The organism is Heliomicrobium undosum (genome assembly GCF_009877425.1).
In the GTDB taxonomy this organism is placed as follows: domain Bacteria; phylum Bacillota; class Desulfitobacteriia; order Heliobacteriales; family Heliobacteriaceae; genus Heliomicrobium; species Heliomicrobium undosum.
Map to the genome: position 1 here is coordinate 1 of NZ_WXEY01000037.1, position 16,402 is coordinate 16,402.

The following is a 16,402-nucleotide window of genomic DNA, read 5'->3' on the forward strand; positions in this document are numbered from 1 at the left end:
TCAGGCAGGTTATCCACGCGTTACTCACCCGTCCGCCACTAAGAGCTTCCATCGAAACTTCAGCTCTCCGTTCGACTTGCATGTGTTAGGCATGCCGCCAGCGTTCGTCCTGAGCCAGGATCAAACTCTCCACAAAAATTTGTAGACAAGCTTGAGTCAAGCTCTCATTTGACAATCTTTTCGAGCAACCGTCGTTTCCGAGAATCGCTCTTCTGCTGCATCCTCTGCCGACTTGCGCCGTCATCGGACAACAGCGGAATTGATTGGTTCGCACGCTTTTGATTCGCAACTGTTCGATTTTCAAGGATCAGAAAAGAAAATGGCGGAGTGGGTGGGATTTGAACCCACGCTGGCCTTACGACCACTAACGATTTAGCAAACCGTCCTCTTCAGCCGCTTGAGTACCACTCCAGATAAAGATGGCGGAGCAGACGGGATTCGAACCCGCGATCTCCAGCGTGACAGGCTGGCATGTTAGGCCTCTACACCACTGCTCCCCGAGCCGCTGGCTTAACACCAGCGCGGATTTATAATATAACAAGAAACACGAATTTTGTCAAAGGGTATTTTTAACCAACTTGTCTAATAAAGAGCGTGACAAGCTAACCTGGGAAATGTGATAATAAGTATAAGTAATTTTTCCAGGAGGGGATTTTTTTGAGAAAGATCCTATTGGCGTTGATCGGACTCTCGATGTTTGCCGGGTTGCTGGCAGGTTGCGGCGGCGGCCAACAGACATCGGCTGCCCCCGGCGTGAGCGCGCCGCAACAAACAAAGGCGGCGCAACAAGCGGAAGAAAAAGCTCCAGCGGCAACCAATGATGTGAAATCTCTCTTGGCCAAAACCAAAGACATCAAAACGCTTTCCTTTACAATGGTCACTCTCGTCGATGGCAAGGAGATCGGCAAGGCGAAGATGTGGCAGAAAGAGCCCAAATTCAAGATGGAATTCACCGATGGCGCTGAAAAAGGGATCATGCTAATGGATCAAGCCCAAAAAGTCGCCTATATGTACCTGCCCTCCGAAAACATGGCCATGAAGATAGATATGACCCAGGCAGAAAGCAAAGCCAAAAAGTCGCCTCTTGAATATGACGATGAACTGACCGATGATTCAAAATATAAGGTGTTGGGCGACGAGACAATTCGCGGAGAAGACTGCAAGGTCATCGAAGTCCAGGAGAAGGACGGAACTGCCAAGCTCTGGCTTAGTAAAAAGAGCGGTCTCCCCTTGCGCGCCGAAGCCAAAAGCGCTACCGAAACCAGTACTGTCGATTTTTTGGATTATAAGACCGATAATATCGCTGACAGCGAATTTGAACTCCCCTCCGGCGTGCAGGTCATGGACATGAACCAGATTACAGCCGGCATGCCAAAAGGACAATAACGGAATAACCCGGGAGATTGTGGGCAACCTGTTCCAATAACACCCCTGCCCTCCCATCCAGCCATCGACGGAGGGAAAGGGGGAAGGAAGCGTGGTATTGGAATGCCCATACGCTCCGGCCTATTCCTCAAGGAATGGCGCTGGCTGGCCTTTTGGCTGATCGCCGGCGCCATTGTCCGTCTGGCGCCGATCATCCTAGACGGTTCCCGCCTGTGGTTGGAAAGCGACGATGAGGCCTACTTTCGCAGCGCAGCCATGCTGGTGGAGACAGGCACCTTCAGTTACTCCGCTCACAATCTGCCGACAGTCTTCATCATGCCCCTTTACCCGGCTCTGTTGGCAGCCGTCGTCAGTCTGTTCGGAAATGGAGAATGGGGGGCGCTGGCTTCTCGCCTGAGCGGGGTTATATTGTCGTTGGCCACCATCACGCTGTTGCATCACATGGTCTCTCAGCAGTTTGATCGGAAAACGGCCGTCTTCACAGCGGCCATCTGGGCGATCTACCCGCCGGCTATCCTGGTGAGCGGTTTGCTTTTGACAGAGACCCTCTACACCTTCCTCACGGTCTTGTTTTTTTATTCCTTACAGATGGCGTCGACAGGGGTGTCTACACAACAACGCTTCCGCTGGGAACTGCTGAGCGGCTTTACCCTCGGCTTCATGACACTGACGCGTCCCGTATCGGCGCTGCTCCCCTTCGTCGCCGCCGCCGCCCTATCGTTTAGCCATGGCTGGAGAAAAGGCCTCCGCTACGGCGCTTCCGCTTTGATCATCGTGGGTCTCGTCATGACCCCGTGGATCGTCCGCAATTACATCCATTTCGACCGTGTCATCCCCCTGACCCTCGCCTCGGGAAATCCCTTTTTGACGGGCACCTACTATGACGTGAACATCTGGGTGAACGGTCGTGATCCGGAGTTTCCCGATTGGCCTCTCGGCTGGAAAAGAGTACCCGGCGACGAAATCGCCACAGACGAAATCCTGATGAATACAGGAATCGAACGGCTCCTGTCCCTCTGGGGGCAGGAGCCGGAAAAAGTGCTGCACTGGTATACAGTCGGCAAGTTGAAATACATGTGGTGGGATCATCTGTCCATGTGGAAGAGCATCGAACTGCCCTATCTGCCGATTGAACCCAGCCTTGTCCTTCACCGCCTCCTGCTGCTGCTGGCGGCGGGTGGCTTGATGATCGCGCTACGACAAAAAAGAGCGGAAGCCCTGTTGTTCATCTTCGCCGCGCTGTACTTTACAGCTATTCATCTGGTCTACACACCGCTCCCGCGCTATGTCTTTCCCCTTCTCCCGCTCCTCTTTTCCCTTAGCGCCTACTTTCTGGAGCGCTCCCTGGAGACAGTGTCCGAATTCCTGATCCGCCTACGGCGCCGGCCCCCGACGCCGACGTAAAACGGCTTTACCGCAGAAAGGCTGAGTTTTTCAAAAGACTCACATCAAAAACGAGGCGACCAGCGCCGCCACTGCCGCCCCAAAACCGGAACTGATGAAATTCACCATATCGTTGTCCATAAAGGGCAGGCCGCGGCTGAACCGGTTTTTGGCCCCGCTCCGGCTCACTTTCTTTTCCGTGTCCTTCCCTGTTTCAGCGTTGACATACATGGCCTGTACAGTCGCTCCGAGCAGGCTGTCAAAGAGCGATCCGCCCAAACCGCCAGCGACAGCGGCGGGAAGGAGCCATAGATAGCCCGCGAGGTTCACCGCGCCGCTCAGTATGACATCCTGGATGCCCACAAGGATCCACACGGTAAGGCCAATGAGCAATCCGCCCATCATGGTGGCAAAAGTGCCTACCGCCGTGATGCCGCCGCTCGTTCCCGGCGGAACCAATCTGCCGGTGGTGATCAGTCGCGGCGGCCGCCGGCTCAACACACCGATCTCGGTGGCCCAGGTGTCGGCGTTGACGGTGGCCATCGTTCCTACAAAGGCGGCGAAGAAGGCCGGTTCAGAAGGAAAGAGAAAGTGCAGCACCGCCAGCACAGCCCCGAAGCCGCCATTGGCCAGGGCCTGTCCAAAATCGCGGCGGCTTCCCTTATCAAACTTTTCTTCGGCCACGGCGCTTTTTTGCGCCTCTTTGTACTTGGAAAGGGCCGACCCGTAGACGAAAAAGGCGATCAGGGTGAGCCCCCATACCCAGCCGCCAAATCCGAAGATCAACGTGCCGACAATGACAGCCCCTGCCACCCCGCTTCCCGAGAGGGAACGGCGCCGGTAGGCCAGCGCCCCGATGAGCGCGCTAAAGGCCAGTCCGAGCAGGAGCATCGGCAGATCGACGTTCCAAGTCGCCAGCGCCCAGAGGGTCAGCCCCGTGCCGATGGGCACGGTGATGTTGTCCAAACCGCTGAGAGAAACGGCCTCCAGGAAAGTGGCGACTGTGGCAAGCAAAAAAGCGAGGGCCAATGCCCCGGTCCCCTCGATTCCCGTATCCATCCAGAGGAGCGTGAGCAGGATCGAGAGGAAGCTGAAGGTGAACATGGCAGCGCTTCCCTCCAGGCTGCGCCGGTGGTCGCCAACCTTATACACGTGTTTTCCAAAGGCCCGCCCCAACACAGCCGCAAAGGCATCGCCCCAGGTCATGGCCATCGTCGCGGCAACCGCGATGTACACCTTCCCCTGCGGCCAAAACCATAACAGCAGCGCCGTCACCGAAACAATGAAATAGACCGTTCCCGGCGTTCCCCCTGCCAGATCCATCGCCTTGATCAGACGGTACCGGTAACTGAGATAGTTGAAGATGATGAAGGTGCAGGCCGGGATGATCGCCATGTACCAGTGGTCGAAATGGGCGACAGCCCCCACGATCCACATCCCGGCGCCGACATGGACGACCTTGCGGGTGAACTCGGCCGGATAACGACGCCATTTTTGTATCCATGTGGCCAGGAACAGCAGCCCAAGAATATAAGCGTAAGAAATCATCAGTCCGTCGATATCATTTTGACTGATCGGCAATTTCCCTCACCCCGCATGCGCTTAAAAAGCATGTAACAAACCTTCTTTATGGTAACACAGTGCGATTAACCAGTAAATTGAAGCGTAAAAAAAATGAACCTCACAAAAGGAGGGATCCCCCCGTGACCATCCACATCGCCGCCGAGGTCGGAAGAATCGCCGATACGGTGCTGTTGCCCGGCGACCCGCTCCGCGCCCGTTATATCGCTGAACATTTTTTAGAGCAGGTTTCCTGCCACAATGAGATACGAGCCATGTACGGATACACGGGCGCTTACAAAGGCCACCCCATCTCCGTGCAAGGAACCGGCATGGGCATCCCGTCCATCTCTATCTATGCGACGGAGCTGATGCAAACCTACGGCGCCCAAACCTTGATCCGCATCGGCACCTGTGGCGCCATTGACAAAGACTTTCCACTGCGGGAGGTCATTCTGGCCAAGGCCGCCTCAACGGATTCATCGATGAACCGCCACATCTTCGGTCAGGCCGACTACGCCCCCTCCGCTGATTTCATTTTGCTGAAAACCGCCTACGAACAGGGTCGCCAACGGGACCTGCCGATTCGGGTTGGGAGCGTCCTCACATCGGACGCCTTCTATGTGGACAATCCGGATTGGGAGAAGTGGTCTCGTTATGGGGTCATGGCTGTGGAAATGGAGACGGCGGCGCTCTATACGCTGGCCGCAAAATTCCGCCGGCGCGCTCTTGCCCTATTGACCGTCAGCGACCACATCCTTACCGGCGAAAAGCTTACGGCAAAACAAAGGCAGCAAAGCCTCAACGACATGATCGAACTGGCTTTGGAAACAGCGATTGCTTCATGAAAAAACGACCACCGGTCCCACACCGGCGGTCACGTTATTTTTACTCGATTCGGAACCGGCTCACCTGATGGAGTAGCTCATGGGACATCTTGGACAGTTCTTCTGCCGACTCCACAATCGTGCCAATGGCGTCGCTCTGCTCCTCGCCAGCCAGCGCAATCGTTCCCAGCGAATCGGAAATCGTCCGCGACGTATCGACAAGGCGGCTTACATGGCGGTCGTTTTTGTCCACGATCTCCCTGTACGAAGCGGCCATCATCGCCAGGTTATTCTCCATTTCAAGGACCATCTCCGCGATCAAGGCGAAGGTCCGGCTAGCCCCCATCACACGCCCGGTCCCCTGCTCCATCCGGCTGGCGCTTTCCCCGATCGCCTGCACCGCCTTGCGCAGGTTCGATTGCGTCTTGTCGATGAGTTGGGTGATATCTTCTGTCGCCTTGGCCGTCTGCTCCGCCAGTTTCTTGATCTCCCCGGCGACGACGGCGAAGCCTTTCCCCTGTTCACCGGCCCGGGCCGCTTCAATGGCCGCATTGAGAGAGAGCAGGTTCGTTTGACCGGCAATGCCGGAGATCATCTCCAAGATCCTGCCGATTTCCTGGGCGCTCGCTTCCGACTGCGCAATGATAGCGTTCATGCTGCGGTTGAAGCTGTGCAGCCCTTCAATATCGGAAACGACCGTCTCCATCTCCTGCGCCCCTTGCCGGGAGATCTCTGCCGTCTTCCGGGAGAAGGAGACTGTCCGTTCAATCTCCGTAGCCACCGCCTGCATCTCGCGGTAAATCTCCTGAAAGGCTTCGAAAACGTTCTCACTGTGATTCTCCCCGGCGCCGGTGGCCCGGGAAATATCGGTGATGCTCCCCACCACCTGATCCATGCTGCCAAAACACTCCTCAGACCGGTTCAAGCACGTCTCCGAGGCGCGCGCCACTTGCTGGGAGCGGTCCTGAATGGCCTTCACCAGATCGCGCATGTTCTCCGCCATGTGATTGACGTTGGCCGCCAGCCGAGACAGTTCATCATCACCGGTAACCGCCACCTGCTCTGTCAGGTTTCCGCCGGCGATTTCCTTGATTTTCCTCTCGATCCGTTCAATCGGCCGGGTGATCCCGCCGGCGATCCGGAAGGCAACGGCGATGGCTGCCAGCACGATCAGGATCGCCAGCCAGGTGTTTTTCAGCAAAAAGCTGCGCACGACAGCCATGGCAGCCGACTGTTCCTGAACGGAAATCACAGCCCAACGGCTGGAGTATCCAGGCAGTTCCACCGGGGAAAAGGCGGCTACATAACCCTTCCCGCGGCTGTCAGAATAGGCGAACGCATCCGTTTCCCCAGCCAACGCCCGCTCCACTGCCTGCTTAAGCGCTGGCGGAGCGTCGATGGGCCGTTCCTCTACCTTCTGATTGCCGTTGGCGTCAAAGACGGCATTCCCTTGGCTGTCTTTGACCAGCACTTTATAGGTCATCGTCTTGTAGTTATAGGCCTCTGCCAGTTGCTTCCGGTCCGGATGAGCCACGACGACGCCGTCACCATCCAGGATGAAGGCAAACTGCCCCTCTCCCTGATTCATCTGTTCGACAAAGTCCTGCAGCGCCCCCAACTTCAAGTCAGCCCCGAAAACGCCCACCAAATTTCCATCCTGGCGGATGGGCAGGATGACAGATGAAACAGCGACGTTGCCGGTCATTGAAAAGTAGGAGGGCGTGATAAAGGGCTTGTCCGGCTCTTTCATGATTTTTTTAAACCACCAGCGGTTGGAACGATCGCCCAGATTCCCGCTCGATCGGGCTGTCTGCATGCCATCGGTCCCCTGGATGAAAAAGAGTTCAAAATAGGGATTGGACTGGATGGCGGCGATGAGCGCTTTTTTCTGCATCTCCGGTTGGAAAGCGGTGATATCGCCGCTCTTGGCCAATACATCGCTCACACTGTAGGCCTTTTCCAAATACGTCTTAACATTCCCGGCGATCATGGTGGCATAGGCCTCGTTCTTGTCTTTGGCGTAACGGGAAAAATCGTTTTCCAGCATCCCATAACCGATGATGTTGTAGACCAGAAAGGGAACGATGACGAGGAGCATTGTCATGAACAACACACGAGTACGAATAGAGCGCATACATTAGCCTGCCTTTCTTAAGTCCTTATTCTGTTTGTACGTTATTAGCATAAGAAAATTACTTTGCGCATTTTGTCGAACTATGTAAGCGAAGTATAGAACATCGAACATTAATCCTTTTTTAGCATTAAAAAATCCCGCATACCCGATCGCGGGTTTGCGGGATGATGCCTCTCGTTACCTTCCAGCGGCCTTTTGGACCTGAGCCGCGTGCTGGCCCACGTAACCGGGGTCAGCCCAGCCATGGGCCTCGCTGTTGAGCAGGTACACGTCAAAGTGACCGCTGACGCCGTTGTTCGGCGTCGTGTCGAAGCTGTGGGGCATGCCGGAGAGCGAGGCGGCGATGTTCATGCCGTCTTTATAGACGACAACCGCTCTGGGCGTCCATGTCCAGTTCCATTGGAACAGACGCCGGAGTTTATCCGTATCGGTCGTCGTCAAAGGCTCGATATCGGAATGGTTGTAACCGCCCATCATCTTGACCTGGATCCTTTCTCCTGTCAGCACATCGGTGATGGTAATGACGTCATTGCGCTTCAGGATATACTGCCCATCCAAAAACCAGTCAACGAGGTGACCGATCCGCTTGGGCGCCGCATCCATGCCGGGGTAGACAGCGTACTGCCGGGGCGCATAACCGTTGATGGCGATTTTGCGGCCGCCATCGAACCAATCAGTGGGCTCCATGTAGTTATAGCGAAGCAGATCATTCAATGGAACGCCGAATTTTTTTGCGATTGTCGACGCCGTATCACCGTACTGAACGACATAGGTGATGCTGGGCCAATTGGTCACCGGCGTAGGCCGGCTGATGACCGGCGACGGCGAGGGGGCTGGAGCCGGTGCGGGTGCCGGCGCCGGCGCAGAAGAAGACAACGTTGCGCCGTCGATGACTTTGAGTTTTTGACCGGGATAGATGTTGTCGGAATTCAGGCCGTTCAACTGCCGGATCGCATCAACACTCGTGCCGTAGGTTTGCGAGATAATCCACAGCGACTCATCCGGTTGTACGGTGTGGTACTTGGCTTCCTGTAGGTACAGTTTCTGTCCTGTGTAAATGGTGTCGCTCGTCAATCGGTTCAGTGTTTTGATCCGTTCAATGGTGACCTCATGGGTCCGGGCGATCTGCCAGAGGGATTCGTTGGCCTGGACGATGTGCCAGGGAACAGCAGCTGAGGCGGCGCCGGCCCCCAGGAACAGCGTTGAAAGGACCAGGGCAATGACGCCAGTCTTTAGGAACCTTTGCAAGTGTTTCAATCGGATCCTCCCTTTCCTATGATGACGAAAATTAAAGTGTATAGAGACAGTGGAAAAGGGGGCTTTTTGATTATACATAGGGATGCATACATGATAAATAGAAAATCACAGGTTCCCGATGACAATAGTGGCAACTGTCACAAGGAGTAGTAAAAGGACAAATATTGTCCAGGGTCTTGTTCTACAGTCGTAGACACAAGAAAGACGCTGCGAGAACGTCCGTAGAGGACCTCGCAGCGTCTAAAAAGAAAACGGAGCTATTCAATTGATCATCCCAGGGTTTGCTCAAAGGATGCTCATCCAGTGATTTAAATTGAGTATCCTTGGTCAAGGGGCCGTCAAATGACGATTATCCTTAGTTAAGAGGCTTCGCTTTGCATATCATCCTTCGATTGGTAGTGGAGACCGATCACTCCGTTGACGCGGTAGGCGTCGAGACAGTACTTGCAGCGCATGTTTTTCGCCGGGCATTTGGCGTCATGGACACATTCATGACAAAAATCGACTTTGCAAGTGGGATGCCATGTGCCGGAGCAATCCAGTTTGTGGTGAATGCCGCTCTGGCTGTCCTTCCATTTTGACCATTCAAACACGGGGCATTCCTCCTCAAACCATATAGGGCCGGGCAAGGTTGATTTTTCAGACTTTTCCGTCCAATTCCCCAGCTTACCTATATGGGTATGTATGCCTTCCATCAGTTGACAGTCAATTGTCCGTCGACGAACTGAACCGTATATGTGGCAAAAATCCTCGTCTCACCGGTTCGCTTGTCCACCTGTTTGACCTCGATAGTCCCGTTGGCTTGCAAGGTCGCTTTGTATTCCCAATCCAGAATAGATGCGAGCTTGAGATCGACCAGTTCGGTTCTGCCGATTTCGTCCCAGTTGATCGTTCCATCGGCCTGAAATACCTTGTCTTGCTTTGCCTTGGTCTCGTTTATTTTTTGCTGTAACGCCTCCTTGAGTCGGTTGGCGATCTCGCTTTTCGATACACCCTGAACCTTGTCGATCACGTCCTGTACGCCAACCGCCTTGACTGGTTCGACCGTTGGCGCTGAACATCCAGATAAAAATAGAAAACTCCCGACGAACGCCGTCAGGAGAAGTAACCGCCACGAAGTATGATACATGTCAATTCCCCCCTGATGCATGACAAATGATGAATGACTTGCAGGATAAAGAGCTTTTACTTTCATCGGATCGACAAATATCCTCATTAACAGCATACATCAAAAACCATCCCCGGTCTAGCCATTGTGACTGGTCGATCGACCACCTAGGGCAATTGCGAGGCGCTTGATCCCCTCGGCGATTCGCCCCTCGTCCAGATGCCCATAGCCGAGCAGGATTTTGTCGAGATGATGTCCCTTGCGGAGCGCCCGCTCTTCAACGGGATAGATTCGAACACCGGCAGCAAGACATTTATCTAATGTCTGCTCATCAAACACCCGTCCCAGAAACTGGGCGACCAGATGCAGACCGGCAGCGTCACCGCCAAGCCGGATCGCGCCCCCAAAAAAACAGTGTAACTCCTGGACCACCTTGGCGCGGCGGCTCTTGTACACCTTCTTCATGAGAGCCACATGGCGACCGAAATGGCCCTCGCTGATGAAGGCAGCCATCACCCGTTGTTCCAAGCTAGGGGAATGGATATCGGAGAGCCGTTTGAACTCCCGGCATGGGGCTACCCATTTCTCCGGAAGGACCATGTAACCGAGGCGGAGAGCCGGCGACAGGCTTTTGCTGAAGGACCCGATGTAGATGACCCGCTCCGGGTCGAGGCCTTGCAGGGCGCCGATGGGGGCGCCGGTGTAACGGAATTCGCTGTCATAATCGTCCTCAACAATGAAGCAGTCTCTCTGGCGCGCGTATCGGACCAGTTCCAGTCGCCGCTGCGCCGGCAAAACGCCGCCCAGGGGAAACTGGTGGGAGGGCGTGGTAAAGATGAAGGCCGGACGCTCTGCTTTGGGGAGAAGATCGGTTCGGATCCCCATATCATCGACAGGGACCGGGAGGATGGGAGAACCGCCGGCGCTGAAGGAACGACGCACATCCTCATTGGTCGGATCCTCCATGACCACCGGACGCCGATCCGGCAACAGCAACTTGGCGACCAGGTTCAGCGCCTGCATCGCCCCGGTGGTGATTACAATTTGGTTGCCGTCACAACAAACCCCTCGGGTCCGCCGCAATTGATCGGCCAAGAGGCGACGCAGTTCTTCCCTCCCCTGCGGCTCGCCGTAGCTCCAGTCAGCGGGGGTCATCTCTGCGCAAGTCTTATGGAGCAGTGCGCCCCACTTTTTCTGTGGAAAGGCCTCCAGGCAAGGCAAGCCGGAACGGAAATCGATGATCGCCCGATCGGTAAGAGGATTTGATGCCGGCAGACCCGGTCCGTCCCCCATTTGTTCCTGTGAAGATCGGTTTATTACGCCTGGATTTTCCCCTGCCTCGGGTTGCATCGACAGTCGCTGTTCTACATAGGTGCCGGAACCGGACCGTGTTACCAGGTACCCCTCCGCCAGGAGTTGATCATAAGCCTCGGTGACGACGTTGCGGGAAACCCCCAGCGTTCCAGCCAATTCTCGCGTCGAGGGAAGCCGCTCCCCCCCGTGCAATCGCCCGCTCAACACAGCCTGGCGGATCTGTCCGTAGATCTGCCGGTTCAACGGCAGATCGCCCCCTTTTTCTACGGTCAGCCAGATCACCCTTGCTCCTCCTCCGCTTGCGGCGCGCCAGCCCATGCAAAGGGGCCTACAACCGGCGCCCGTCACCCAGCTTTTGCAGCCTGCCTCCCCCTGCTCAACTGGCCCTGCCAAAACCGATGTAGAGTGGCGCTACAACAGGGCCACTTGCTCATGCTATTGTACAGGAAAACAACGCCAATAGCGAGATCGATGGAGGGGGATTATGTTGTCCGTTCAATTCTCAGCTTTTCTCTACCTGGGCGGGGCCATGGCCCTGATCGGCAGTTCCGTCTGCTTCGGCAAGGTGGTCACCGACGCCATGCCCCTGTTTCTGGCCTCAGCCATCCGCTACGCCATCTCCCTGCTCTGCCTCCTGCCGCTCTTCTGGCGCGAGCGCAAGGATCTGCCGCCGCTGCAAAAAAAGGACTGGCTGCTCCTCATCCTCCAGGGCCTTTCGGGCCAGTTCCTTTTCAGCCTCTTTCTCCTCTACGGCCTGCGGCATCTGTCGGCTTCGGAAAGCGGCATCCTGACGAGCACCATGCCGACCGTGATCGCCATCATCTCCTACCTGTTTCTTAAAGAAAAAATCAGCCGCCAAAAAGCGGCCGGCATCGCCTGCGTCGTCGCCGGCATCCTGCTCATGAACTACTTCGGCGCGACCCAACTGGACCAACGGGGCGCCGATCCGCTGCTCGGGAGCCTCCTCGTCTTCGGCGCTGTCATCGGTGAGTCCCTTTTCACCATCTTCAGCAAGGTGCTGACAGGGCGGCTGAAGCCGGTGACGATCGCCACGCTGGTCACCTTTTTCGGCTTCCTGCCTTTTCTGCCCCTCGCAGCCTATGAAGCCCTGTCCTTCGATTTTGCCGGCCTGTCCTGGCAGGTCTGGCTGGTCCTATTCCTCTACGGATCGCTCGTCACGGTGGTGCCCTTCATCCTATACTGCCGGGGATTGGCCCTGGCCTCGGCCAGCACGGCCGCCGTGTTCACGGGCGTCATGCCCGTTAGCAGCCTGCTCTGCGCCTACGTTTTTCTGGGCGAAAGCTTTCTGTGGTCGCATATGTTCGGGATCGGAGGAGTGCTACTGGGAATCATGTTTATCGCAAAAGAAAGACGGGTGTTTACAAAAAACTACTATGAGTCATTCACAATTGAAAGTGATTCATAAGATGATCCACTACTATTCTAGACATCTCTCTTTATCAATTGAAGAATTTATACTTAGCCCTTACGAGAACCTTTGCATACTGGGCATACGTGATCAGTCGGTTATCGGGATCCGGATTTTCTTTGTTTGTTTTTAATGGTGGTCCTTTAAACCTTTCAATCCATTTGTTAATTTTTGAAATGTCATCTGTATCTAAATAACTATTGATTACGGTTAATGCATGAGCCACGGGTTCAACAAACTCGTTATTCTCAATGATGCGGATAAGAAACTCTTTGTTTGTTTTATTATCGGAATCGATTATTCCCAAGGTATATATTAACTCACTTAATCTCGATATATCTTTCATTTTTGTATTCTTCATTAATTTATCAATTTCTTTCCTTAAAACCTCAGATAGACATATTTTTCCGTTTTTGCTTAGACTGCTGATTTTTCTGTGTGCCTGTCTTCTTACTTCATTATTATCCGCAACGCAGTCTCTTATAATTTTGTCTAAAGTCGGGCTAGCCGTTTCCAAAGCAGCTTTAATTATTACCGGGATATGAGCAAAATCTTTAATCCGTAGCAGATGAATACCGTATCGGCGTTTAAGAATTATTTCTTGTGAACGACTTATCTCTTTTTCGTGCATAAATGCCACATGTTCTCGAATCGGAGATCCATATCTAGTTGCAATTTCTTGAGTGAATAGATCGAAGTCTGGATCGGATAATCGAAAACCGACGATTAATAAGTTGAAATTCGTTAAGATGTTCTGGACAAAAGCCCTATATGTTGGGTATCTAACAAATAAATCCCGATATGATTCATTTGTTAACACAATAGATTTGATATCGGATATGCACCCATGTCCCTTCAGCAAAAAAGGTCTCCGAATCTGATCTCTTAATGATTCGCTAAGCAACGATTCTTCTTCCGGTAAAATTTTGTCCCATTCCTTGATGTCTCCAAACTTTCTTATAGTGTTTTCGTGTGCGTCATCATAGTTAAAGGTTAATATCCCTCTAGGGCTTACATCTAACAGTGCTTTATGGGTGTCTGAATGCGCCCCGTCCTTAAGTAAAACAAACTCTTTAAACCAACTATCAAACTCTTTTTCTCTACCATGACGCAGAACGGATGCCGCTTCAATTAACTCATTACCAGAAGCTTTTTTATGAATTAAAATGCCCAGTTCTTTTTTCTCCTCTTCACTGAGAATATCTTCAAGTTTTTCTTTGATTCGCTCCAGCAGTTCTATCCAGTTAGGCATTTTTTTGCCGTTATTTTTTAATTCAAGTGAAAAAGAAATACCTGCACCAGTCAGGCATACTAAGCTGTTCGAAGAAACAATATCGCATAAAATCTGAAACGGCTTGCTTTTTCTCACGTATTCAATATTTGACAAAATATAGCCACCTTTTACTATAATAAGTATTTTTAAAAAATGGTTAGCAATAGAGCCGCTCACTGATACGTCAAGGAGTACATTGTTGCATTGTTCGTTAAAAGATTTTTTCTCCCAGGCTCATGAGCACCTCGAAGACAATGAGCCCGATGATGGCCAACTCCAAAAGCATGGAACGGTGGTTGACCACCTCGTCATTCAACAGCGAGTAGTTATTGACGATCACCGCCAACTTTCGCTTGATGCTGTCCATCCAGACGGATGTGCGCAGGATGCTGGTGGCCGCCGCGTAGACACGGGCGTAAAAGATATCTTCGGTCACTTTGATCGCGTTCTGGATCTTTTCAGTCACTTCGTTGATGTCGATGACCAGTTCCATATAGGATTTCATAATCTTGCGGTACTGGCGCAGGCGTGAGTACCAGATGTCCCGGTCGGCCCGGTCGATGTCGTCATACATCTGGTTCATCTCGCCGGACAGGAGTTGATCATAGTAGCGCAGTTCCACCAGTTGGGTCAGGGCAAATTCGATCAGGTCGGGGATGTCGGTGCTTCCTTCGGCGTCGTGGACGAGAGCGGAATCCCAGGTCACGATGGCATGATCCTTCAGGCCGTAAGTGAAGGAATTCTTCATCGTCTCCTGACGCATCTGGTCGCTGACCGTCTCCCGCTCGGCCAACAGCAACGGCACCGGATCCCAGTCCTCCCGCCAGCGGCGAAAGAAAAAGAGGGTGAAATCCTCCTCCACCTTCCCCTCATGGAGCGGCTCCATGGCGCCGGCCAATGTGATTGTTACAGAATCACGCCACTGGTGAAAAAGCGCCTCCAGGTCGTCGCGGTTGTAAAGAGCCACCGACAGGTCCAAGATTTGCTCATAGGTGAGGTCCTCCGGAAGGATGATCTGCAGGATCAGGCTGACGACGCCCAGGTCATAGACGCGTGCCACCACCTGTCCTTTATAACAACGCCCCTCAATGGCGATCTCCCAGGTCCCCAGTTCCATCGATACAGGCGGGTTCTCGATGATGATCGACTTGGGCCGCACCCTGGACAGGCGCATGCGGCTCGTGGGTTTCTCCTTCATGAACAGGGCTTGCACCAGGCCAAGGTCGAACTCTTTGGCCACTTCATAGATGCGGTAGAGCCAGATGGAGTCTTGCATGGGTTGAACGTTTCCCCGCTTTCGATCGCCCAAGTATTCTTGGACATATTTCGCCTTATTATCAGGATATCCTTTTTTCTACAATAGAGTCAAAAGCATGAAGAAAAAAATTAATCTAGTTAATCTTTATTTAAAGCTTCGCGGCAGTATGGAAGATTCGACGTAGAATTGAAAGGATTTTCTGAAAGTGAAGAGAAATACATGAGGATGAAAAGTCTACCTGAAGCGAGTTGATGGCACATGCAGAACTTCCTGGCCAGGCAACCCATCTATGACGCCAACCACGATATCGTCGCTTACGAACTGCTGTTCCGTTCGGGCATTGAAAATGTATACAAACACGCCGACGGAGACTACGCCACGAAAGGCGTCATCTCTGACGCGTTTTCTCTTATCGGCATTCAGCGCATGACCGGCGGCAAGCCCGCCTTTATCAACTTTACGCGCAACCTGCTGCTGGAGGACGTGGCCTTCTTGCTGCCCAAAGACCTGGTCGTCGTCGAAATCTTGGAGGACGTAGAGCCGGACAAGCCGGTCATCGACGCCTGCATCCGCCTCAAAATCGCCGGTTATAAGATCGCCCTCGATGACTTTGTCTTTCAGGAGAAATACCTGCCCTTGCTGGATTTGGCCGATATCATCAAGGTCGATTTCCTGACTACCCCTTCTCCGGAACGGTTGGCGCTGATCAAACGCTGCGCCAAGCGCCCCAAGATGAAGTTCCTGGCCGAGCGGGTCGAGGGGCTCAAAGATTTCAAAGAAGGCATGTCCATGGGGTACACCCTCTTTCAGGGGTACTTTTTCAGCAAGCCGGAGGTCATCTCCAGCCGTGACCTGCCCCACTGCAGCATCGGCAATCTGTCGGTGGTAAAGGAGTTGTCGCGTCCCGATCTGGAACTGGAGGACCTGGAGGAGATCATCAAGCGGGATGTGTCCTTGACCTATAAGCTCTTGAAGTTTATCAACTCGTCCCTTTTTGGCTTCTCCACGCGTATCGAATCGATCCGGCACGCCATCAGCCTCTTGGGCAAAAAAGAAGTGACCCGCTGGGTCACCTTGATCACCTTCCGCCAGATGTGCGACATCTCCTTCCCCCATTTGATCGAGACGAGCCTGCTGACGGCCAAGTGTTGTGAAATGCTCGCGCCTGATCTGGGGCTCAAAGGCCGCTCGTCGGACCTGTTCCTGCTCGGCCTGTTTTCCATGTTGGATGTGTTGTTCAACAAGCCTTTTGAGGAGATACTGACCGACCTCCCCATCTCCGACGATATTAAGACGGCCCTCTGCGGGCAACCGAACCGGATCCGCTGGATTCTGCTGGCCGTACAATCCTATCGGGATGGCGACTGGGAGCAGTTTTCGCTGAATTGCGCGCGCTTGTCGCTGAGCGAGGATATTTTCCCGAAGGTGTTTCTGAGCGCCCTGGATTGGGTGTCGAGTTATGCGAAACTATAG

13 protein-coding genes, 2 tRNA genes and 1 rRNA gene are annotated in these 16,402 nt (G+C 53.5%); 5 read left to right on the forward strand and 11 right to left on the reverse strand.

Annotation, left to right across the window (positions count from 1 at the left end):
- The 3 genes from GTO91_RS16935 to GTO91_RS16945 all read right to left on the reverse strand — a co-directional run.
- Nucleotides 1-136, reverse strand: a 16S ribosomal RNA gene (locus GTO91_RS16935); the annotation flags it as partial.
- A gap of 184 nt (nucleotides 137-320) precedes the next feature.
- Nucleotides 321-411 (reverse strand) — tRNA-Ser (locus GTO91_RS16940).
- A gap of 9 nt (nucleotides 412-420) precedes the next feature.
- A tRNA-Asp gene (locus GTO91_RS16945) sits at nucleotides 421-497 on the reverse strand.
- 160 nt (nucleotides 498-657) lie between these two features.
- Between GTO91_RS16945 and GTO91_RS16950 the strand changes: the two genes are divergently transcribed.
- Both GTO91_RS16950 and GTO91_RS16955 read left to right on the forward strand, forming a co-directional pair.
- The gene (locus GTO91_RS16950; RefSeq protein WP_161259907.1) at nucleotides 658-1,386 is read left to right on the forward strand and encodes a LolA family protein; all 729 of its coding nucleotides are present in this window, start codon (nucleotides 658-660) and stop codon (nucleotides 1,384-1,386) included.
- A 102-nt stretch (nucleotides 1,387-1,488) separates the two neighbouring features.
- Entirely contained in the window at nucleotides 1,489-2,790 is a 1,302-nt protein-coding gene (locus GTO91_RS16955; protein ID WP_161259908.1) for an ArnT family glycosyltransferase, read from the forward strand.
- Between the two features lie 39 nt (nucleotides 2,791-2,829).
- Here the strand turns inward: GTO91_RS16955 and GTO91_RS17875 are convergent, their stop codons facing one another.
- A complete protein-coding gene (locus GTO91_RS17875; protein ID WP_207709049.1) occupies nucleotides 2,830-4,350 on the reverse strand; it encodes a DUF92 domain-containing protein in 1,521 nt (506 codons plus the stop codon).
- A gap of 122 nt (nucleotides 4,351-4,472) precedes the next feature.
- On the opposite strand from GTO91_RS17875, the gene deoD reads away from it, so the two are divergent.
- Complete coding sequence (deoD, locus tag GTO91_RS16965) at nucleotides 4,473-5,177, forward strand: purine-nucleoside phosphorylase (RefSeq protein ID WP_161259909.1); 705 nt, start codon at nucleotides 4,473-4,475, stop codon at nucleotides 5,175-5,177.
- Nucleotides 5,178-5,217: 40 nt separating this feature from the next.
- Here deoD and GTO91_RS16970 read toward each other — a convergent pair whose 3' ends face one another.
- The 5 genes from GTO91_RS16970 to pdxR form a co-directional block, all read right to left on the reverse strand.
- Entirely contained in the window at nucleotides 5,218-7,290 is a 2,073-nt protein-coding gene (locus GTO91_RS16970) for a methyl-accepting chemotaxis protein (RefSeq protein ID WP_161259910.1), read from the reverse strand.
- Between the two features lie 177 nt (nucleotides 7,291-7,467).
- The gene (locus tag GTO91_RS16975) at nucleotides 7,468-8,547 is read right to left on the reverse strand and encodes a LysM peptidoglycan-binding domain-containing protein (protein WP_161259911.1); all 1,080 of its coding nucleotides are present in this window, start codon (nucleotides 8,545-8,547) and stop codon (nucleotides 7,468-7,470) included.
- Between the two features lie 359 nt (nucleotides 8,548-8,906).
- Nucleotides 8,907-9,140 carry a hypothetical protein gene (locus GTO91_RS16980; protein ID WP_161259912.1) on the reverse strand — a complete coding sequence of 78 codons (234 nt, stop codon included), beginning with the start codon at nucleotides 9,138-9,140 and terminating at the stop codon, nucleotides 8,907-8,909.
- Between the two features lie 101 nt (nucleotides 9,141-9,241).
- A complete protein-coding gene (locus GTO91_RS16985; protein WP_161259913.1) occupies nucleotides 9,242-9,772 on the reverse strand; it encodes a hypothetical protein in 531 nt (176 codons plus the stop codon).
- A gap of 21 nt (nucleotides 9,773-9,793) precedes the next feature.
- Nucleotides 9,794-11,251, reverse strand: coding sequence for a MocR-like pyridoxine biosynthesis transcription factor PdxR (gene pdxR / locus GTO91_RS16990; protein WP_161259914.1), 1,458 nt, complete (start codon nucleotides 11,249-11,251; stop codon nucleotides 9,794-9,796).
- A gap of 205 nt (nucleotides 11,252-11,456) precedes the next feature.
- On the opposite strand from pdxR, the gene GTO91_RS16995 reads away from it, so the two are divergent.
- Nucleotides 11,457-12,395: a DMT family transporter gene (locus tag GTO91_RS16995; protein WP_161259915.1), complete on the forward strand. Its 939-nt coding sequence runs from the start codon at nucleotides 11,457-11,459 to the stop codon at nucleotides 12,393-12,395.
- A 34-nt stretch (nucleotides 12,396-12,429) separates the two neighbouring features.
- On the opposite strand, the gene GTO91_RS17000 is transcribed toward GTO91_RS16995, so the two are convergent.
- Nucleotides 12,430-13,785 carry an SIR2 family NAD-dependent protein deacylase gene (locus GTO91_RS17000; protein WP_161259916.1) on the reverse strand — a complete coding sequence of 452 codons (1,356 nt, stop codon included), beginning with the start codon at nucleotides 13,783-13,785 and terminating at the stop codon, nucleotides 12,430-12,432.
- 97 nt (nucleotides 13,786-13,882) lie between these two features.
- Entirely contained in the window at nucleotides 13,883-14,947 is a 1,065-nt protein-coding gene (locus tag GTO91_RS17005; RefSeq protein WP_161259917.1) for a hypothetical protein, read from the reverse strand.
- Nucleotides 14,948-15,187: 240 nt separating this feature from the next.
- Here GTO91_RS17005 and GTO91_RS17010 point away from each other — a divergent pair, with 240 nt between their 5' ends.
- The gene (locus GTO91_RS17010) at nucleotides 15,188-16,402 is read left to right on the forward strand and encodes an EAL and HDOD domain-containing protein (RefSeq protein ID WP_161259918.1); all 1,215 of its coding nucleotides are present in this window, start codon (nucleotides 15,188-15,190) and stop codon (nucleotides 16,400-16,402) included.